Source organism: Sphingorhabdus sp. Alg231-15 (assembly GCF_900149705.1).
Classification (GTDB): Bacteria; Pseudomonadota; Alphaproteobacteria; order Sphingomonadales; family Sphingomonadaceae; genus Parasphingorhabdus.
Genome location: NZ_LT703001.1, coordinates 701,805 through 722,185, shown reverse-complemented (window position 1 = coordinate 722,185; position 20,381 = coordinate 701,805). Strand labels below are relative to the sequence as shown.

18 protein-coding genes and 1 tRNA gene are annotated in these 20,381 nt (G+C 52.7%); 4 read left to right on the top strand and 15 right to left on the bottom strand.

Annotation, left to right across the window (positions count from 1 at the left end; genetic code table 11):
* Positions 1–16: 16 nt before the first annotated feature.
* Positions 17–526, bottom strand: a complete 510-nt coding sequence (locus DG177_RS03445) for a cupin domain-containing protein (RefSeq protein WP_108810219.1) — start codon at positions 524–526, stop codon at positions 17–19.
* A 100-nt stretch (positions 527–626) separates the two neighbouring features.
* Here DG177_RS03445 and DG177_RS03440 point away from each other — a divergent pair, with 100 nt between their 5' ends.
* Entirely contained in the window at positions 627–1,640 is a 1,014-nt protein-coding gene (locus DG177_RS03440; protein WP_108810218.1) for an AraC family transcriptional regulator ligand-binding domain-containing protein, read from the top strand.
* A gap of 41 nt (positions 1,641–1,681) precedes the next feature.
* Here the strand turns inward: DG177_RS03440 and DG177_RS03435 are convergent, their stop codons facing one another.
* Positions 1,682–2,188 carry a chloramphenicol phosphotransferase CPT family protein gene (locus DG177_RS03435; protein ID WP_337658475.1) on the bottom strand — a complete coding sequence of 169 codons (507 nt, stop codon included), beginning with the start codon at positions 2,186–2,188 and terminating at the stop codon, positions 1,682–1,684.
* A 323-nt stretch (positions 2,189–2,511) separates the two neighbouring features.
* Here DG177_RS03435 and DG177_RS03430 point away from each other — a divergent pair, with 323 nt between their 5' ends.
* Together DG177_RS03430 and DG177_RS03425 are read left to right on the top strand one after the other, a co-directional pair.
* Entirely contained in the window at positions 2,512–2,880 is a 369-nt protein-coding gene (locus tag DG177_RS03430; RefSeq protein ID WP_108810216.1) for a hypothetical protein, read from the top strand.
* A gap of 204 nt (positions 2,881–3,084) precedes the next feature.
* Positions 3,085–3,699, top strand: a complete 615-nt coding sequence (locus DG177_RS03425; protein ID WP_108810215.1) for a TonB family protein — start codon at positions 3,085–3,087, stop codon at positions 3,697–3,699.
* 249 nt (positions 3,700–3,948) lie between these two features.
* Here DG177_RS03425 and DG177_RS03415 read toward each other — a convergent pair.
* The 6 genes from DG177_RS03415 to DG177_RS03390 form a co-directional block, all read right to left on the bottom strand.
* Positions 3,949–4,024, bottom strand: a tRNA-Lys gene (locus DG177_RS03415).
* Positions 4,025–4,093: 69 nt separating this feature from the next.
* Positions 4,094–5,206 (bottom strand): rod shape-determining protein RodA, encoded by a 1,113-nt coding sequence (gene rodA, locus DG177_RS03410; protein WP_108810213.1) that lies wholly within the window; start codon positions 5,204–5,206, stop codon positions 4,094–4,096.
* A gap of 3 nt (positions 5,207–5,209) precedes the next feature.
* A complete protein-coding gene (mrdA, locus tag DG177_RS03405) occupies positions 5,210–7,180 on the bottom strand; it encodes a penicillin-binding protein 2 (protein WP_108810212.1) in 1,971 nt (656 codons plus the stop codon).
* Complete coding sequence (gene mreD / locus DG177_RS03400; protein ID WP_337658474.1) at positions 7,177–7,692, bottom strand: rod shape-determining protein MreD; 516 nt, start codon at positions 7,690–7,692, stop codon at positions 7,177–7,179. Before mreD ends, mrdA begins: the two co-directional genes overlap by 4 nt.
* Entirely contained in the window at positions 7,692–8,600 is a 909-nt protein-coding gene (mreC, locus tag DG177_RS03395) for a rod shape-determining protein MreC (RefSeq protein ID WP_108810211.1), read from the bottom strand. The genes mreD and mreC overlap by 1 nt, the downstream gene beginning before the upstream one ends.
* 44 nt (positions 8,601–8,644) lie before the next feature.
* Positions 8,645–9,685, bottom strand: a complete 1,041-nt coding sequence (locus tag DG177_RS03390) for a rod shape-determining protein MreB (RefSeq protein WP_108810210.1) — start codon at positions 9,683–9,685, stop codon at positions 8,645–8,647.
* A 175-nt stretch (positions 9,686–9,860) separates the two neighbouring features.
* Here DG177_RS03390 and mutL point away from each other — a divergent pair, with 175 nt between their 5' ends.
* Positions 9,861–11,684, top strand: a complete 1,824-nt coding sequence (mutL, locus tag DG177_RS03385; RefSeq protein WP_108810209.1) for a DNA mismatch repair endonuclease MutL — start codon at positions 9,861–9,863, stop codon at positions 11,682–11,684.
* A 77-nt stretch (positions 11,685–11,761) separates the two neighbouring features.
* On the opposite strand, the gene DG177_RS03380 is transcribed toward mutL, so the two are convergent.
* The 7 genes from DG177_RS03380 to DG177_RS03350 all read right to left on the bottom strand — a co-directional run bounded on the left by DG177_RS03380 (position 11,762) and on the right by DG177_RS03350 (position 20,374).
* On the bottom strand, positions 11,762–12,523 hold the full coding sequence (locus tag DG177_RS03380) for an SPFH domain-containing protein (RefSeq protein ID WP_108810208.1): 762 nt from the start codon (positions 12,521–12,523) through the stop codon (positions 11,762–11,764).
* Between the two features lies 1 nt (position 12,524).
* Complete coding sequence (locus tag DG177_RS03375) at positions 12,525–13,793, bottom strand: NfeD family protein (RefSeq protein ID WP_337658473.1); 1,269 nt, start codon at positions 13,791–13,793, stop codon at positions 12,525–12,527.
* 600 nt (positions 13,794–14,393) lie between these two features.
* The gene (locus tag DG177_RS03370) at positions 14,394–14,849 is read right to left on the bottom strand and encodes a hypothetical protein (RefSeq protein ID WP_108810206.1); all 456 of its coding nucleotides are present in this window, start codon (positions 14,847–14,849) and stop codon (positions 14,394–14,396) included.
* Positions 14,846–16,204 carry an MFS transporter gene (locus DG177_RS03365; RefSeq protein ID WP_108810205.1) on the bottom strand — a complete coding sequence of 453 codons (1,359 nt, stop codon included), beginning with the start codon at positions 16,202–16,204 and terminating at the stop codon, positions 14,846–14,848. Before DG177_RS03365 ends, DG177_RS03370 begins: the two co-directional genes overlap by 4 nt.
* A gap of 165 nt (positions 16,205–16,369) precedes the next feature.
* Positions 16,370–18,478, bottom strand: coding sequence for a tetratricopeptide repeat protein (locus DG177_RS03360; protein ID WP_108810204.1), 2,109 nt, complete (start codon positions 18,476–18,478; stop codon positions 16,370–16,372).
* 149 nt (positions 18,479–18,627) lie between these two features.
* A complete protein-coding gene (locus tag DG177_RS03355; RefSeq protein WP_108810203.1) occupies positions 18,628–19,074 on the bottom strand; it encodes a MaoC/PaaZ C-terminal domain-containing protein in 447 nt (148 codons plus the stop codon).
* Between the two features lie 40 nt (positions 19,075–19,114).
* Positions 19,115–20,374 carry an alkaline phosphatase family protein gene (locus tag DG177_RS03350; RefSeq protein WP_337658472.1) on the bottom strand — a complete coding sequence of 420 codons (1,260 nt, stop codon included), beginning with the start codon at positions 20,372–20,374 and terminating at the stop codon, positions 19,115–19,117.
* Between the last annotated feature and the right edge of the window lie 7 nt (positions 20,375–20,381).

Genomic DNA, 20,381 nt, shown 5'->3' with positions numbered 1-20,381 from the left:
CTCTCCTTTGATTAAATTATCCGAAGGAGAAACCTGCTGATGCACCTGGCTTGATGTAGCGCGGAGCATCGCGGCCCATCATCTGGCATACGCCCAGAACAGCCTGCTCAATTGTTCCGGCATCAGTTATATCAACCAACTGATCTTCATCGTCATAATTGATGTTGGCACCAGTCACGACCATGAAACCTTCGGCATTTTCTTCAGCCTCTTCAGGCACCATGAATTGGTGGATCGAGCCGCCTGGTTCATAAAGATAGCTTCCAGCTATCTGTTTGTCCTCGGGATATTCAACGTAGTTCCATGTCCCTTTTGTCGTCAAGAAATGCACCGTACCGGTATGGAAATGACGTGGCAGCAAGGTGCCAGGAGGAAATTTTGCGAATAGGACCCAAGTACCATTTTCAGGATCCAGAAATAGCGGTTGGATAAAATACCCATCGGTTGGATGTTGGACTGGCTCTTGATCGTTAATGTTAACCGTTAGCAGTCTGTCTTGGTGATTGATGACTTCAGGTATTGCCATTTTTCTCTCCTGTGTTTGTTTCGAAGCCATATTTAACTGGCCAATTCCAATGGGACAGGTTAGCTCCGGACAATAAGGGTATCATTTTCGGACAAGAGATATGAATCCAAATCAGGACCATTTTGACCGACCTGTTCTGTCACCGCAGATTGCAAACTTGATCTTGGATATCCTTGGAGAGCAAGGAATTCCGGCACATCAGCTTTTTTCGAGACTCGATTTTGATCATGGCCAGTTGGCATCAGAAGACAGCTATTTGAGCTTTCATCAAATGTTCGCCCTGATCAATGCGGCCCTAAGGTTGTCACCGACTCCCTGGCTTGGGCTAAAGGTCGGCGATTCGGAAACAATCGGTACCTGGGGTGTCTTGGGCTATGCCTTAATGAGCAGCGCGAGCGAACTTGAAGCTGCAGAGATTGGCCCGAAATATTACCAAGCGGCACCAAGTCTAATGCAAACACGGACAGCTATTGAAGATTCTCGTCAGCGTATAGAAATGACTCCTGTCTATCCGGCTGAGCGGCTTGTGCCTTTTTGTGTTGAAGAAAATATGATGGGTATATGCAAAGTCGCGTCGGAATATCTCCAAGAACCGGTGCGTGCGCTGGAGATCAGTCTCACCTATCCTAAGCCCGTATACTCGCGCAAATATGAAGAATATTTTGATTGCCCTATCCATTACAATGCGGACCGCAATATCCTGTGGACCCGTGCCCCTACTGATAGGCCACTGCGCAATTCCGATGCCGCAAGCGCAAGAATTTGCCTGAAGCTCACCGAAGAAATGGTGCAGCGAAATCGCGATGAAGATGATTTCATGCTGACAGTGAGACGCGAATTGCTTCGTAATCCGGGCAATATGTCAGGTATGGAACAGGTGGCATCAGAACTGGCCATGAGCTCTCGCACCTTGCGCCGAAAGTTGACTAGCCTGCAGACATCCTTTCGTGCTCTGCAGGATGATGTCCGGAAAAATCTGGCGTTGGACTATCTAAGAAACACGCAGCTCAATATCGATCAAATTGCCCATCGACTAGGATATAGCGAAACCGTAAATTTCCGACGCGCTTTCAAACATTGGACAAATCATCCACCAAGCCATTTTCGTGGCTAATCAATGTCCGCTTTCGGGATATAGCTGTCGTCAGAAATTGTTCAGAGGCCTAGAAGATTGATTCTAGCGACAATCTCCTCAACGCATTCCGCTGGAGATGAAATCGAAGTGTCCAATTCCAGATCATAAGGGATCTCCTCATGGACCACATCAAGCTGTGATTTTGCCAAACCTAACTTACGATCCCCGCGCTCCAATTCTCGTCTTTCCAGTTCATCCAGCTTACAATCGAGCTTTATCACAAGTACACCAATCCCATCGAGGGTACTGGAAAACTCCAAGTGCGATTTTAGTCCACTGTATATTATGTCGACTATGACGTTGTGGCCAGTTTCCGCCAATGCTTTGACCGATTTAGCCATAGCCAATTTCATTCTAGGGAAATTTGCGGAACTTGCCGGAATTGTTGGAGGTGTCATGTTCCAGAATGCGTCAAGTTGACAATGCAAATATGTGTCAGTCAATTCAAATTGAAGTGCACGAGCGAGAGTGGATTTTCCTGAACTGGACGCCCCATTGAGTACAATTACCTTCCCAGTTCCCTCCAAAATTCAACTCCATGATTGACGGTTCGTAGCGCTCGTTTCCATTGGCTGTTTCAAAACCATAGATCAACGATCATCTATGTTATCGGTCGATGAGGTTTAAAGATGTGATGTTTTCTAGCGTCCGCTTTCGGGATATTGCAGGCATAACGCTGGTGTCTGCTATGGGCGTAAAAGCGGACGTTAAAAACCGATAGCTGACCTTCCGCTAGCGACCCAATTTTTAGCCATTCAGGATCGTGTAAACTTGTCACCATTGCAGACATGTTTTCTCTATGGCATGGCCCAATCAACGTGACGGATGACCAAAAGGCTAGCGCGACGACATGATCAATAAAGAGTTGTTGGCATATTTTGGCATTGCCATTCTCTGCTTAGCTGGTCTCGTACAGGCATGGATTTTAAAAGAGGGGCAATATTGGCCGGTCTGGGTTTGGCTGCCACTAGTGGTGATTGGCCTAATTTCACTTTGGGTGCTCCGCGATCCACCTGATCCGAAGGCTAAAACCTTTGATTTCAATCCTCGGCGCGGCGCATTTTATTTCGTTTCTGGGTTCATTATATTCCCAGTGGTCGCAGTTATAAATGCGATTTTCGGTGCCGAACTATCCATATTTTCAATGATTAGCTTCACTTTGATAGGCTCCTGTGTCGCAGGAGTAGCGGGCACATTTATGGAAAACACAGGTCTTTGAGACTTGAGGTTCTGCTATGTCTACTTCTCGGACAGTTCGTCCTGAAACCGACAGACCGCTACCACCCCCAGAATAAGAAGCTAGAAGTGGTCTAGGGTAGAGTCCGCTTTCGGGATATTGCGGCTACTATGAGATAATCAATATGATTGCTTGTTGCTCATCGCCACTTTAGCGTCAGGGCACTAATTTCACGGAGACTATGTTATGATCTTTAGCATTATCGCTATGATTGCTTCGACTTCGCCGATTCAAAATGCATCATCTGGTCCTGTACCAGCAGGCAATCCGGGTAATTGGATAAACAGAATTGATTATCCTCAGGAAGCACTTCGCAATAGAGTCGAAGGTACAACCAGTTTCGCACTGACAATAGGAATGGATGGATTGGTCCAGTCTTGTGAAGTTACTACTTCTAGTGGATCAGCAGCATTGGACTATACAACCTGCAACAAGATCACGGAACGCGCACGTTTTCGTCCCGCGAGAGATGAAGCTGGCAAAGCGATCATTGGAAATTGGAGCAGCCGTATTCGTTGGCAAATGCCCACTCAGCAAACGTCTACTCAAAGGCCAGGCCTAATTTTACCGAACGAATTTTCCACCACTAGCAAAATCACTTTGATGAGAGAAAAAGATGGTACGATCTCTTCTTGCAAATATGGACATTTCGTAACCGAAGAACAAGAAAAGGCCTTGTGTGATCAAGCCAAATGGAGATTCGGTAAAAATTTGCCGGATAGTTTGATCAAAGACAGAGTAAAAATAGTGGTCAGCACGACCACAAAGATCGAAACCAGTCTTGCAGAAGCAATCGAATAGCAGTTCAATATCCATCTGTTGTTTTTGACCATATCTGGTGATGTTGAACGGTTTTGTTCTAATGTCCGCTTTCGGGATAAAGCAGACCATGTTCCAGAACAGGGCGAGCGTGCTGGCATTATTTGTGATGGCTGCAATTGAAACTGTTTCGGGTTTGATACCTGTAACGCCGGCGTCAGGTCACCCTTCGCTTGCGCTCGGGATTTTCGCGGAAAATAATGCCCCGCATTATTTTTAGATCCGCGAAAATGGTAGACGCTACAGGGTTCGAACCTGTGACCCGCTGATTAAGAGTCAGCTGCTCTACCAACTGAGCTAAGCGTCCCTATTTTTGTTACAAGGCGTATATAGGTTGGACTGTTCGCAGAACAACCGTTGAAGGACGATCTTGACTTTATCCGAAGGTTCCGCTGCGGCGGCCCGGATGGCGGTCTATCGCCATTAGCATTCCGATACAGATCATGATGGTCATCATGGACGATCCGCCGTGACTGAGGAAGGGCAGGGGAATGCCGACCACGGGCGCAAGGCCCATGACCATCATCAGGTTGATGGCAACATAAAAGAATATCGTTGTCGAAAGACCAGCGGCCAAAAGCTGAGAGAAGCGCGTCTTTGCCTTCATCGCGACTCCAAGACCCCAGCGGAACAACAGGAAGAAGCCGGTCAGCACCGCAACACCGCCCATCAGGCCCCATTCTTCTGCCATGGTGGCAAAGACAAAGTCTGTATGGCCTTCAGGCAGATAATCGAGATGGCTTTGTGTGCCGTTCAAAAAGCCTTTGCCAAATATCCCGCCAGACCCGATCGCGATTTTGGACTGGCTGATATGATAGCCAGCACCCAGGGGATCATTTTCGGGGTTGAGGAAGGTGGTGACCCGGCGCTGTTGATAATCTTCGAGTCCAAAGAAAAAGGCGATAGGGGCGATGACGGCAACGGCCGCTGCTCCACCGACAAAAAGACGCATCGGCAGTCCGGCGAGAAAAGCAACTGTCATGGCACCAGCTACAACGGTGATCGTGGTGCCTAAATCTGGTTGCAGCAGAATGAGGGCGCAAGGAAAAGAAAGCAATATCAATAGCGGCCAGATGGCGCCCCATGTCCGTATCTGGCCCGCTGGCAAGAGATCGTAAAAACGTGCAACCGCCAATATAATCGCAGGCTTCATCAATTCGGATGGCTGAATGCGAATGAAGCCGAGATTGAGCCACCGCTGGCTACCACCGCGAACAGCGCCGATGAACTCTACGCCCAGCAACATGATAACCACGACGATATAGACAGGAAAGGCAATGGTTTTCCAGAAATTCTCTTTCAATCGCGAAAACACGATGGCCATGGCGAGAAAAACAAGAAAGCGTATCATGTGCAGGCCCGCCCAAGGCGTCAGGCTACCTCCGGCCGCCGAATAAAGTACGACGAAACCAAAACTTGCCATGACAAGCAGCAATAATATTGTTTTCCAGGGAAGTTGCGCAATGGGCGCAGGAATAAAATCGTTCAATGCCTATTGCCCCACTTCGGCAGTAGAATCCTCGCCATTTGCTTCGGTTTGAGGAGGGGGTATGCGCCCTTCAGCTATTGCCTTTTCCAGCTCCTTCTGCGCGCGATAAGCAGCGAGCTGACGATCCATGCGTTCGGAGATGGTTCCGTCCCAGCTTTCCTCCAGTGCCACCAGCTTCTCCATTGCCTGTTCGCGATCATATAGAAAAGTCATGACGTCACGCGCTACCGGATAAGCAGATGAAGAGCCACCCCCATGCTGAATCACGACAGACGCAGCATAGCGCGGATTTTCAACCGGTGCGAAGCAGACAAACAGACCATGATCGCGGAATTTCCAAGGGACATCACGGCCTCCACGGCCATATTTCAAGCTGACGACTTGCGCCGTTCCTGTTTTACCACCCAATTTGATATCCTCGAGCGGCAGTCGCGCGCGTCTTGCCGTGCCGGCGCCATTCACCACTTCACTCATAGCTTCACGTACATAGGACAGATGCTCTGGAGAAATATCCAGCGGTGTTGCGGCGGGGCGGTCTTGTTCGAACAGCAATTTGGCTTCCAGCTTCCTTCCCGAAGCCATACGGGCGGCCATCACGCAAAGCTGCAGGGGATTAGATAGGAAATAGCCCTGTCCAATGGCGCTATTCACTGTATCAAAATTGGCCCATTCACGGTCATGGCGCTTTTTGATCCATTGTGTGTCCGGCACTGTGCCATAGCTTTGCGAGGCAACTGGCAGATCATATTTCGCACCTAATCCGAGTTCACGCGCCATCAGCGCGATTGCGTCATATCCAATCCGCAAGGCCATTTTATAGAAATAGGTATCACAGCTTTGGGCGTTCGCCCGCTTCATGTTCACGCTGCCATGGGTGCTGTGGCAATTGAAGAAGCGATTGCCCACCCGCAATCCGCCGGGGCAGCTAACGGTTTCATCCGGATCAATGCCAGCACGCAGCAAGGCAAGTGACACCATCGGCTTGATTGTCGAACCAGGTGGAAACAGACCCTTTAACGATTTGTCACGCAGGGGAACATGATCGTCGTCGCGTAACATGCCATATTCGGTCTGGCCGATGCCATCCGAAAAGCTGTTGGGATCAAAAGACGGCATGGACGTCATCGCGAGGATATCACCAGTCTCGCAATCCATCACCACCACAGAACCCGATTCCGGACCGAGCCTGCGAGCGGCATATTCTTGTAAATCGACATCAAGAGTCAGTTGCAGGGCTTTTCCGGGAATGTCCGGCCTGCTGTCGAGTTCCCGAACGATTTTGCCGCGCGCGGTGACCTCGACCCGCTTGGCACCGGGTTTTCCCTGCAAGCGGTCCTCGAATGTCTTTTCAAGACCATCCTTGCCGATCTTATATCCTGGCGTGACTAATATCGGATCCGGGTTTTCCTTATAATCTTCAGCAGAGGCAATCCCGACATAGCCGACCAGATGGCCAACCGCAGCGCCCGTCGGATAGAAGCGGGAAAAACCTTGTCGGGGCGAGACACCAGGAAGATCGGGCAGCCGCACGCTGACCGCAGCAAATTTCTCCCAGTCCAGTCCGGTCGCAATCTGCACGGGCTGGAAGCTGCTGGCCTGTGTCAGTTCCTTGTTGATCCGGTCGATCTCTTCCTGATCCAGTGATAAGAGCTGGGCCAGTGTCGCAACGGTTTTCTCTTTGTCGCGCATGCGATCGGGAATCAGGTCAACACGGAAATCGGTCTTGTTGTTTGCGATCGGTTTGCCGTTGCGATCAATCAACCAGCCCCTCCGCGGTGGAACCAGTGTCAGATTAACCCGATTGCTTTCGGATAAAAGCTGGTAGCGCTCATTCTCCGCCACCGAAATATAGGCCATGCGCCCAGCGAGAAGGACGCCGATACCGACCTGCAGACCGCCAATGATCGTGGCTCGCCGCGAAAATGTCAGTGCCTGAACCGCACCGCTAATCGTCTTGCCCCCGCTGATACTCATACCGCCACTCGCCAATTGTCAATCGCGCCGATCAAGCGGGTTACGAATGGATAAAGGAGGATGGAAAGCAGAATCTGGGGCACCAATATTTCGAGCCGGAGGAGATTGGATTGGAAATCGATCACGAGCATGCCGCATATTAGCACAAAAATGATGGAAAGGGAGGCGATAAGCCAGTCTTGCCAATAATCCCTGCCGACACCGCGACGATCGAGTGTTTCCAGTGCCAGAAACACAAGCGACCATAAAAAGGCGGCGCTGCCAAAGGGTTGTCCGCTGAACATGTCGTCAATCATGCCGAGAGGAAAACCAGCCCATACCGGCCAGTAGCCCGGACGGATCAGGCGCCATGAGAGCAGCACCAGAAGCCCCATTGGCGGCAGGATCGGATAGTCGGTAACTAGCGGCAAGGCTGTGATCATCGATCCCATTATGACCGTGATGGACGGAATGAATTTAATGCGAAACTGGGATGGCTGACGATTGATCCGGGAACGATAGGGTTTTGCCACTATTCGCTACCTTCCGTTTCCGTACCATCGCCGCCAATTTCTTCCTGCTCGATCGCCGCAACGGTCTCTGCCTGAAACATCGGCTGTACGATGACGTGGCTGACTTTAGCGGCATTGGCCAATATGCGTGCAATGGCGCCGGTATCGGTCTTGCGGATCACAACGGCAACCGGAATGCCCGGTGCATAGAGGCCGCCGCTGCCCGAAGTGATGAGCAAGTCGCCGCCCTTGAAGGGATTGGTACCCAGATTGATCGGTCGAATGTCGACGGTACCGTCGGCGCGGCCAGTAGCAAAGGCGGGCAGCTCGTCACTGGCGCGTTTCACGGGCATCACATTCTGGCTATCGGAAACCAGCAATATCCGGGCGGTTGTCGGACCAGCCTCCAGCACCCGTCCCACAAGGCCTTCCGGCGCGCGCACTGGCTGTCCGATTAAAATGCCATCGGTCGTACCCAATCCCAATGTTGCCATCCGGCGGGAACTGGAAGATGTCGAGCTGATCAACCGTGCCATACCGATCGCATCGGGCACTTCCTTATCCAGATCGAGCAGCCGTTTCAGCCGCTCATTTTCCTGTTTGAGCGCGCGGGCTTCCAGTATCTCAATGCGGTTGCTTCTCAACTCACGTTCCATCGCCGCATTTTTGGAAGCCGCGTTGAAATAGGCGGAGATATTATCGCCTGCATTGCCAGTGGCTCCACCGACTTCAGAAAGGGTTTTGCTAACCGGCGCGGTGGCTTCCGCGCCGATGGTGCGCAGCACAGCAAAGCCTTGAGGGTCGAATATGGAGATAAGCAGCAGGAGGAGACCGACGACAGCTCCTAATATGCCCAGTAAGTAGCTGGCGAATATGCTATATTGCGCCCGCTTGGAAAATCCTGGGCGCCGGTTTCGTGGCGGCGCCATGCTTGCTTATCCTCCCGATTTCTTCATTCTGGTCAAATCATCCATCAAGCCGTGGTGAGCACGCCGCGGAACATATCGTCTTCCATTGCGCGGCCCGTTCCGATCGCGACACAGGCCAAGGGATCTTCTGCCACGGTTACCGGCAATCCGGTCTCGTCACTAAGCGCTTCATCCAGGCCAGAAATCAAAGCGCCGCCACCGGTCAGGACGATGCCCTGATCAACAATGTCAGCGGCGAGTTCCGGCGCCGTATTTTCAAGAGCGATCCGCACGCCCTCAATAATGGTGCCAATAGGCTCACTCAGCGCTTCGGCAATCTGGCCTTGATTGATCGAAATTTCCTTAGGGACGCCGTTTACAAGGTCACGGCCCTTGATGTGGATCGTGTGGCCCACGCCATCAGCAGGCGCCTGAGCGACGCCAAAATCTTTCTTGATCCGTTCAGCCGTTGTCTCGCCAATCAGCAAATTGTGGTGACGGCGGACATAGGAGACAATCGCCTCATCCATCTTGTCGCCGCCGGTGCGGACAGAAGTTGTGTAGGCCAGCCCGCGGAGCGAGAGAACCGCGACTTCCGTCGTGCCGCCGCCAACGTCAACGACCATCGAACCAATCGGCTCTGTAACCGGCATGTCGGCGCCGATAGCAGCTGCCATCGGTTCTTCGATCAGAAACACCTGGCTGGCTCCGGCATTGGAAGCGGCATCGCGAATAGCGCGGCGCTCGACCGAGGTGGAACCGCTGGGAACACAGATCACGATTTCCGGATAGCTGAACAGCTTGCTCTTGCCGTTCACTTTCTGAATGAAGTGCTTGATCATCTGCTCAGCCACATCAATGTCGGCGATGACACCGTCGCGCAGAGGTCGAATCGCTTCGATGCTGTCGGGCGTCTTGCCCATCATCATCTTTGCATCATTGCCTACTGCTTTGACTTTCTTGATGCCATTGATCGTTTCGATTGCAACAACCGACGGTTCGTTGAGGACGATTCCCTGACCGCGTACGTAAACAACCGTGTTGGCTGTTCCCAGATCGATTGCCATGTCCTGAGACCTGAACTTGAACAGATTTCCAAATACCATGTTTTTACCCGTGTTTTCTTATATTTACAGCGAACGCTGTTCCCTAAAACCATAGCGACATTTTGGCTGAACGGGGGATGAAGCTAAGCATTCGGATCGTCCCGCAAATCCCCCCGAGAAACTAAGTCACAATCAAGGGTCGCTTGGCATGATCGCTTGGGCTAGGAATGCGGATATGTCAATAAGAAGACTCCCAAATAGCCTGATCAACCGGATCGCAGCCGGTGAAGTGGTCGAACGTCCGGCCAGTGCGCTGAAAGAGCTGGTCGAAAACGCCATTGATGCCGGATCGAGCCAGATCAATATCCGTCTCGAACAGGGTGGCCTCGATCTGATCGAGGTGGCCGACAATGGGTGCGGCATGACCCGTGATGACATTGCGTTGGCGCTGGAACGGCACGCGACGTCCAAACTGCCGGATGAAGCGATCGAAATGGTCGCGACATTGGGCTTTCGCGGCGAAGCGCTACCCTCCATTGCGAGTGTTGCGCGACTGACCATCGAAAGCCGCGTGGAGGGCGAAGATGGCTGGACACGTATCGTCAACCATGGAGAAGTCGAGAGCGACGCACCGGCAGCGATCCCGCCCGGCACCAAAGTGCGGGTTGAACAGCTATTTGCCAAAGTCCCTGCCAGAAGAAAGTTCCTGCGCACGCCGCGCAGTGAATATGCGGCCTGCGTGGATGTGGTGCGGCGGCTTGCCATGGCTAGGCCTGATATCGGTTTCACCCTGACCCATGAAAATCGTAAGGCGATTGCAGTGCAGGGCGGTGAAAGCGGTCCGGATCGGGTGGCGGCGCTGACCAACAAGGAGTTGCGCGCCAACAGCGTTGCGGTTGATCTGGTGCGCGAAGAGGTTCGCCTGTCTGGTGTCGCAGGTCTGCCAACCTATAACCGCGGCGTTGCCGATCATCAGTTTCTGTTCGTCAACGGCAGACCCGTGAAAGACCGGCTGTTGGTCGGTGCAGTACGCGGCGCCTATGCGGAAATGCTTGCGCGCGATCGTCATCCTATTGTGGCGCTCTTTATCGATATGCCGCCGGAGCTTGTGGACGTGAACGTGCATCCGGCCAAAACCGAGGTGCGGTTTCGCGAGCCGGCGATGATCCGCGGGATGATTGTCAGCGGCTTGCGGCGTGCTTTGGACGAAGGCGGCTTTCGCGCCGTCCAGCGACCAGCAGAATCCGCTTTAGCCAATTGGCAAACAGAACCACAGGCGCCGGATCCACAAACGAGCATTTTTACGGCGCAAGGGGCGGGCGGGGGCAGAGCCACGATAGCCTCGCAGCCTTATCCATCTGCAACTGCTGGCGGATTACAAGCCAATAAAAGTCCGTATGGTGCAATAAATCCGGATGAACTGGCACCCTTGATGGGACGGGCTGAAGAAGCGGCGGAACCGGTTCCTGAAGCGGTCAGCCATCCGCTCGGCATTGCCCGAGGGCAGGTGGCGAAGACCTATATCGTGGCTGAAGCAGAAGATGGACTGGTCATTGTCGATCAACATGCGGCCCATGAACGGTTGGTGCTGGAGCGCATGCGCAAGGCCGTTGAGGGCGGCAGTGTAGCTTCGCAGGCCCTATTGATGGCCGAAGTTGTGGAGCTGGATGAAAATGCCTGCGACCGCCTGGAGGCACGTCAGGCGGAACTGTCCGAATTCGGGCTGGAGCTGGAACGATTTGGCCCCACTGCGATGTTGGTGCGCGCCACGCCAGCAATGCTCGGCTCTGGCGATGTCAAAGGTCTGATCACCGATCTGGCCGATGAACTCGGGGCTTATGACGAAGCATTATCACTGAGGGAACGGATTGACCATGTCGCCTCAACCATGGCCTGTCATGGGTCGGTGCGGGCAGGGCGCGTGCTCAATGTTGCGGAGATGAATGCGCTTCTGCGAGAAATGGAAGTGACCCCGCATTCAGGCCAGTGCAATCATGGTCGCCCTACCTGGGTTAAATTGGCGCATGGCGATATTGAAAAACTCTTTGGGAGAAAGTGATGCGTGAGTCGGCTTTATGCCGAAAGCGGACACTAGTGGGCACTCCTGGAATGGCGTATTGATCAGCCCGAACGTCTTCAGTCCTGCGTCGTCGCCATCCAATCACCTAGATTCATCGGGAAGGGAAATATAATTGTCGAGCTGTTCTGTTCATTGGCTATAACGTTCAGCGTCGAAAGATACCGAAGTTGCATCGCTTCAGGTGCTTCGCTTAAAACCCGCGCCGCGTCCAACAATTTTGCGGCGGCCTGATATTCGCCCTCCGCATTGATCACCTTCGCTCGTCGTTCGCGTTCGGCTTCCGCTTGACGGGCGATTGCGCGCACCATCGATTCATCGATATCAACGTGTTTGATCTCGACATTGGCAACCTTAATGCCCCAGGCATCCGTGTGCTTGTCGAGGATTTCCTGCAAATCTTCGTTAAGTTTGTCTCGCTCCGATAACATTTCGTCGAGCTCGTGCTTTCCCAAGACCGAACGCAATGTCGTTTGGGCAAGCTCGCTCGTCGCCTGTACAAAGTCCTCGACCTGGATAATGGCCAGTTCGGGGTCAACGACCCGGAAATAGACCACGGCGTTGACCTTGACCGACACGTTGTCACGCGAGATCACATCCTGGGTCGGCACATCGAGTACGATTGTTCGCAGATCGGTTTTGACAATTTGTTGAATGAACGGGATAAGAATGATCAATCCCGGACCCCTTACTCCCGTGAAGCGGCCGAGAGTGAAAACCACCGCTCGTTCATATTCACGCAGGATCTTTATCGCCGCCCAGAGGAAAAGGACGACCAGCAGTATCAGCGGGCCATAGAAACTGTAGCTTAGAAAATCCATTTCATCCTCCTTTTGAAGGGTCGCTTTGCCCTTGTGCACGCGAGACCTTCAGCTTCAGGCTCTGAACCCCGTTGACTACCACTTCTTGGCCTTCGCTAAGATTGGCGGGTCCCTGCGCGTTCCAACGTTCCGAATGGATGAACACGTGACCTTTACCATTGTCCCAGTCGATCACGATTGCAGACGCGCCGACCAGTTCTTCGACACCCGACACGACCTCGCGTCCGATTGATCGGATTCCAATACGCAAAACGAAAACAAGTAGACCAGCGCTGAATATCGCTAGCGCGGCAATTACGGACCAGTCCACACGAAATTCCGATATGTCGGTGTCGAACAGCATCGTCGCTCCGATGGAGAAGGCGACGATACCGCCGATACCTAATATGCCGAATGACGGTGCAAATGCCTCGCCGACCAGCAGCCCAACACCGAGCAGGATTAGCGCGAGGCCGACCATATCGACCGGCAGCACGGCCAGGGCGTAGAATGCGATCAACAGGGAAATTGCACCGACTGTTCCTGGCACCAGCGCGCCGGGATTGAGGAACTCGAAAATAAGTCCGTACATACCGATCATCAGAAATACGAGGGCGATATTGGGATTGGTTAAAGTGGCAAGCAACTGTGTTGCCCAGTCAGCTTCAAATTCGGTGATAGTGATATCGGCGGTTGCAACCCTGTACTCCTCACCGTTGATGGTTGTCGCTTTTCCATCCAGTTGTTCCAGCAATGACGTTATGTTCGGCGCAACGATGTCGACGACATCCTGATCGAGCGCGGCATTCGCAGACAGGCTTTCGGCCTGGCGAACTGCCGCTTCGGCCCACTCTGCATTGCGGCCGCGTAATTCTGCTAGAGACCTGATATAGGCTACAGAATCGTTTACCGCCTTTTGGGCGGCTGCGTTCGTCGGCGGATTTCCGCCTTCATCACCCTCCTTGTCGGCTTCTGGGGCGGGCACGGCCCCGATCTGGATCGGTGTGGCAGCGCCAAGATTTGTGCCAGGCGTCATCGCGGTAAAGTGACTGGCGTATAGAATATAGGTTCCGGCGCTTGCGGCTCGCGCGCCACTTGGATGGACATAGGTCACGACCGGAATCGGCATCGCGAGTATGTCCTGGATAATCCTGCGCATGGATGTATCAAGGCCACCCGGTGTATCCATCAAGATAATCACAAGCTCGGCGTTGGAAGACTGAGCCCGTTCGAACCCGTCAGCAACATAGGATGCCGATGCCGGGCCAATCGCTCCTTCAAGCCGTATCACATATGCTTCTCTGGATGACGATTGGGCGCTGGCTGCGGAGACTGCCCAGAGGAGAGCAATGGCCGCCAACAATAGGCAAAGAAAGTGATGTCGGCTAGCCCACAAGGCACTCATCGTCCGCGACCCTCCAATCTAGTCGTATCTGCTACTGGTCTCAGTTGTGCCGCCTGACTCGGAGTCCCCGCCATCTGCTTGACCAGAACCGGTCAACGAAAACTGCCTAGGCCAACGCCCACCGATTGCTAGCTGCTCACCATCAATTTTGAATTGAATCTAAGACGCCCAAGCGGTTGGGCAAATCCGGAAAGATACTTAACGAATCTTGATGCCCGGATCTGTTCCCAAAGCAGACTTTAGCTTTGTGACCGCAATATCCCGAAAGCGGACGTTAAGATTTGTTCAGGGAGAAGCGATGTGGAACCATTTGCACCGTCTTGGCCGAATTCGATGGATCTAAGTCGAGACAATTCTGAAGCTTGTCTCGCGCGGCAGTGTTTGGTTGCTCCCAAAGCGTACTTGAAAATCCGGCGGATGAAGGGTCGCAAATCCATCCGCCGGACGCATCGCTTTCGCGTGCTTTTCGAAAGACCTAAGGGCGGCCTATCGGGGTTTATATTCGCGCAAAAGCATGCTGCTTTTCACGGTGCGATATTCGGCGCGGTTGCCGGATGCTGTTATCTGCTGTTCGGCAGAAGATTTCATAAAAGCATCATATTCTTTGTTTCGCCGTTCTGATTCTGCTGCATCTGGAATGCTGGCAAAGGTCGTCATAAGATAAAGTGTCGGCTCGCCATCACGTTGGTTCTCGTTGATGAGTATCTTATAGTCGCTGATCCAGCCTTTGGATTTGGCAAATTCCTGAACTTTGGTCCAATCGCCAGCGAGATGGTTTGCATATTTAAACGCTCCGCCGTCTTTGATATAAATACCGCTAACGTTTGAATATTCACCCGCGACTAACGGGAATTCCTGGGCTTGCACCACCGTGGGCAATGCCATGGGCAGGGTTACCACCATCGCCGCAGCTGCCATCTTCATTTGTTTAATCATTTTCATTCTTCTTCTCCTTCATTGTTGAACTTTTCTTTGGGCAGTGCCGCCTCTGGTACCGCCTCGGGATTTCCCACTTTGGCAAGTAGGCATATTGCGAGAGCCACCAGCGTGATCGCGGCGACCGTGTAATAGGTGACGGCATAGCCACCACTTTCGACCAGCCAGCCGGAATTACCGGACATCACGGATCGAGCCAGATTGGGAACTGCCATGAACAGTGCGAACTGGCTTGCTGCCACTGCAGGGTTGCAAATGCGCATGGCCCAAACGACCAGCAGGATCATCAGCAGAAGGCTCAGAACATATTGCGCCGCAAAGACTATCATAAAGGTTCGGTCACCCTGCCAGCTGTCGAAGGTCGCACCGCCGATCACTGCACAACTGCCCACCAGAACAAACAGGGTGCCGATGGCATTGCGCAAGCCAACCAAGCGTACAATCAGCGGGGATAGTAAGCCTGCGGCAACGGCAGCGATCAGGCTAACAAGCGCTGAAAAGCTGGAATATTTATCGCTGCCCCAACCCAGTTGCTGCACGGCGAGTGTCGGAGTCACCGCGTCAATAAACGCCCAATTTACCTGAACTAGAAAGACAGCCATCAGGAACAATATGGTAAGCGGCGAGACGATCGACCGGAATATTCCCGCAATGATTGGCAACCATGCGCTGTGTTGCCGTTCCTCACATTCGCGGGAAGCCGAGCCTTTACTCCATGGCAGCAAACGCTCACCAGGACGTTCGCGGAAGATCACCACCACGGACGAGACGATGGCAACAAAAGCAGCGAATACCAGCGCCGTCGACGCGATATCACCTGACATAAGCAATTGTCCTGCAACAAAACTGGCAGCCGAAATCCCGAGTGCCTGTGAAGCGGACATAAGGCCATTGACCATTGTGCGCTCTTCATCAGGCACCAGGTCAACAGCCATCCCATCTACTGCAACGTCATTAAAGGTGGCGCAAAGGTTGAGGGCAAAGCAAAAGGCCGCCAACAGGCCGATTTGATCAACAGTTGGCGCAGCCATCGCCATCGCCAGCAGGGCAATCACCATCATGGCTTGCGCGGTGATTATCCATACCCGGCGGCGTCCCATAGGTCTAAAGGTAAAACGGTCCATCAACAGGCCGTTCACCAGTTTCAATGACCATGGCAGCAAAGCGATTCCCACAAAGGCGCCAACTTCCGTCGGCGTTGCGCCATTCGCCGCCAACCAGGACGAAATGCCCACGGTCGACAAGCCGGCTGGTACGCCTTGCATAAAGTAAAGGATGGCCACAACGACAAGGCGCGCCGCCTTGCTCTCGGACAATGAAGGAACGGCCAGTCGTACTGGCAGCTTAACGGCTTGCTCCATTTCATCCCCCTACATCCAACAGGCATAGCTCTCCTGCTGGCGGCCAAAGAGATTTTTGAACCGACCTGAACGATCAAACTTGTCTGCAATTTCAATGCACTACTGATGCACGCAAATGTAAATTTCCGTCAACGGCGCTACCGTCAAAAAAGCGTCAATAATGGTCTATTTGATGGTCAAAGGCTTGGGGAGCAGGTCCGGCCAGCCATATTTTTCCCATGCATCGACCATTCCGATGCGTTGGGCAAAGTCCATGAAGTCAGGATGCAAACGGACCTGATTAATCGGTTCTGCATCAGTCCACAGCGACATGAAGGCGAAGAAATTGGCCGGTGTTATCTGCTTGCCGAGGGTTTTGAAAACCATCTGTGCCTCACCCATCCAAATGGCCGGGATTACGATAGTAGAGTCACAGGGATCATGCAGTGTCGCGTGGAGCATCTCCAACACCATGCAATAATTTTTGCGGTCCTGATCGTTCTCGCTCCAAAGCCCCTTCGCAGCCATCAGCCAATAGGCATCCATTGCTTCGGGTTCCATAGGTGCACTGCCAGCTGGTGGGTATATTACGGTGTTCATCAGCTTCTTTGTCAGCTGATATTGTTCCACCGCGAGTTCATTGTCGCCTGCAATCGCAGTTGCAGCGGCCAGCCACATAGAGGGAAAGCCAAGATCGACCATCCGCTGTCCCGCATCAATGGCGGCATCAATATTTCCAAGGTTGAGATGCACCCCTGATAACATGGCATAGCTGCGTCCGTTTACCGGATCCTGATCGATAGAGGCGTCAATATAGGGCAATGCTTCCCGGCACAGCCCGCAATAGAGCAGAAAAGAGCCAACACGGTTTAAAACATCCGGATTATTGGGCTCCAGCCGATAGGCCTCAAAAGCCAAGTCGAGCGCACCGACAATATCATTTTGGGTCCAAGCGTAAAAAGCGAGCACGATGCGGGCGTGCGCCTGCTGCGGCGATAGACTGAGAGCTTTCTTTGCATATCCAGCTGCTTTTTCACTGCGCTCCAACCGGTCTAAACATGGCGAATAAACCGTCACATTAATTTCTGCTTCGGCCAGTGCCGTCCAGCATTCCGCAAATTCAGGATCGAGCGCCAGCGCTTTTTCGAGCAATTCAATAGCCGTAGGTAACACCCCGTCGCCAATGGCTCTTATGGTTAGGGCCCGACCCTGCAAATAGAGCCCATAGGCTTCCCTATTGGTTGTCAAGGTTCGGGTTTTGGGTTCATGTTCTTGCAGATTGAGCGCTTCACTCAACCCGTTCGTGACCGCTTGTGCGACATCGGCACGTGCCGCAAAAATATCGTCCAGAGTGCCATCATAGCTATAGGACCATGATTCAAAACCGGTTTCGGCATCAATCAAGCCAACATCAATACGAACTTGCTCTCCATGTCTTTGAACAGAACCTTCCAAAAGATAAGACACATTTAGCGCGCTCGCGATATCCGATGGGCTCTTATCGGATTTCTTGAACTGGAAAGACGAGGTTCGGCCTGCGACAAGCAGTTGAGGCACCTGACCGAAAGTGGTGATTAACTCGTCGACGATGCCATCTGCGAAAAAACCCTGATCATCCGGTTCTGCGATCGACTTAAATGGAAGCACGGCAATGCGAACCTTGCCCTTCTTGCGGCCGGAAATCGGGTTGGGGGCGGGAGATCGTAATGACCAAGCGCTAAGCAAACGGGCATGATTTGCTAAATCATCTCTTTTCTCCAAAGCCGATAACGCAGTCGTAATTGCACTTTGTAAACGCTGCTCTGCCTGATGGCGATGCACTGAAAGCCAATCGTCAAACGCTTGGCCAAAATCCATCTGATCCAATAGTGGCTTGGCACCTATGGAGACCAGTCTTTCGGCCGCTTCCAAATAATTGCCTTCAGTTAGGCAATGCTGAAGATCAGAGAGGTCGGTTCTGACAGTTCCATCTCTTAATCCGATTCTCGACCGAGAAATATTCAATAGGTCACAATTCGCCGATGCCAGCACTTTGCCCAGGTCCAACAAACATTGCCGTAAGCTAGCCCGCGCCTGAGCTTCAAACCGGCCTGGCCAAAGAAGTTTGCTCAAATAATCGCGATCAATCGATTCATCCGGCGCCAAGCATAACATAGCCAATAAAGCGCGTGCACGGCGATTAGAGATCGGGATTTCGTCACCATCCAGCGCTGCAAGTCGAAATGCTCCAAAAAGCGTGGCCTGCGCTTGCCCGTCAGCTTTAGTAAGATTATCTTGCCGCTTTAAAGAATCCAACAGGCCGTCCCCCAACGAACACGTTGTAACATAATGCAAAATTGGTGCAGCACAATCGCTAAATCAGCACGGACCGCGATCTCAGTTGATGGGTGTTTGCGCCAATATCCGCTTTGCACCCTAAGCGGACGTCAGTGTGCCAATAACAACTAGTCTCCACGCACCTGAATCAAGCCGGTGCTCTCCATCGTCATGACTTTCTCGTCATGCTGGTTAAGCACAGTGATCTTGCCCTTCATGATCCCCATTTCCGGACGGCTTTCCGACCGTCGTTTCTCAAGCGTCACATGTTCGCAGCGCAGTGTGTCGCCTGGATAGACTGGTTTTAGCCAGCGCAAATTCTCAACGCCGGGGGAACCCAGGCCAGCCTGTTTATTGGCGTTCATATGATCAACCATCATTCGCATCATCATCGCGGCGCTGTGCCAACCGCTCGCGGACAAGCGACCAAAATGCGTCTTGGCAGCGGCTTGCTCATCGAGATGAAAGGCCTGCGGGTCATATTTGGACGCGAAGTCGATTACCTCTTCGCGGGTGACGTCATAGGATCCATATTTCTGGACGACGTTGATCTGGATATCTTCATAATAGAGCATGGGTGGTCTTTCTGATGAACCCTGTTTCTATGACAAGGATTCAGGGTCTTATCGCCTGTTCAAATGGAGAGAGATCACCATCACTTTCGCGCGCTTTGATTTCGGCCAAATGCGTGAGCAGTGAATAGATATCGACATTATCGAAAGTCTCGATCTTGCCATTGCCGGTAATGCCGGGGCCACTAGCGAGAAAAAATGCGATCATGTCCGGGTGAAGATGGTCATAGCCATGGCCGCCGCCAATTCCAGTCATCCATCCGGGCTTGTCCTGATAAACAACCCAACCGGATTCGGGCAGGCAAATGATCGATGGCACGCGTGGGTTTTTGCCATATTGAAAACGGGCTGGAATTTCGGCTTTGTTCCAGCATTCCATATTGTCATGCGGTTTCAGGAAGGCCGCGTTGATGGCGGTCATGTCGTCTGACAAAGGTTCGATCCCCGCATAATTGCCGTCGACAACCAGACGATATTGATCGCGCGGCAGGATGTTGTCGAGATAGATGACACGGTCAGGGTGGGTCTCGGCCATCCCATGATCTGATGTGATAACGAGGTTCACCGGTTGACCCAAGGTGGTAAGCTGTTCCTTCAGGCTACCGATATTCTGGTCAATCGCGCTGATCGCAGCATGGAGTTTCTCGCTGGGTGCTGGTCCGTAGTAATGGCCGGCGGTATCCACGGTATCGAAATAGAGCGTGACCAATTGCGGGCGTGTCGCCGCAGGTCTGCGCATCCAGTCGACCACAGCATTGACCCTTCGGTCATTGGATAGAGCCTCCGAAAAAGGCCACCAGTCGCTTGGCCGTGTTCCGTCCAGTTCCACTTCAGATCCGGGCCAGAACATGGTGGCTGTCCGCACGCCTTGTTTCTCGGCCGTTATCCAGATGGGTTCGGCTAGGTCCCACCAGAATGGGTCCTTGTTCGCCATCGTGAATCTCTGCCCGGGACGCGCCACATCTTCCATACTGTTGCCAACAATGCCGTGATTATCCGGCCTTTTGCCAGTCACCAGAGTCCAATGGTTGGGAAATGTCTTGGTTGGAAAACTGGACCGCATATCAGCATATATGCCGGATGCCGCCAGCGCACTGAGATTGGGCGTGATCCCGCGATCCAGATAGTCGGGGCGGAACCCGTCAATTGATATTAACATCGTGATCGGTTCGCGGACCTGCTGATCGGGCAGGGCACTGGTGCCCGTCGCTGTTGATGCCTCGACCGTTTCTACTGTCTGTGTAGCGGCGCATCCCGCCAACAAAGTGCAAGCGACAAATGCCTGTAATATATATCGAATCATAACCACC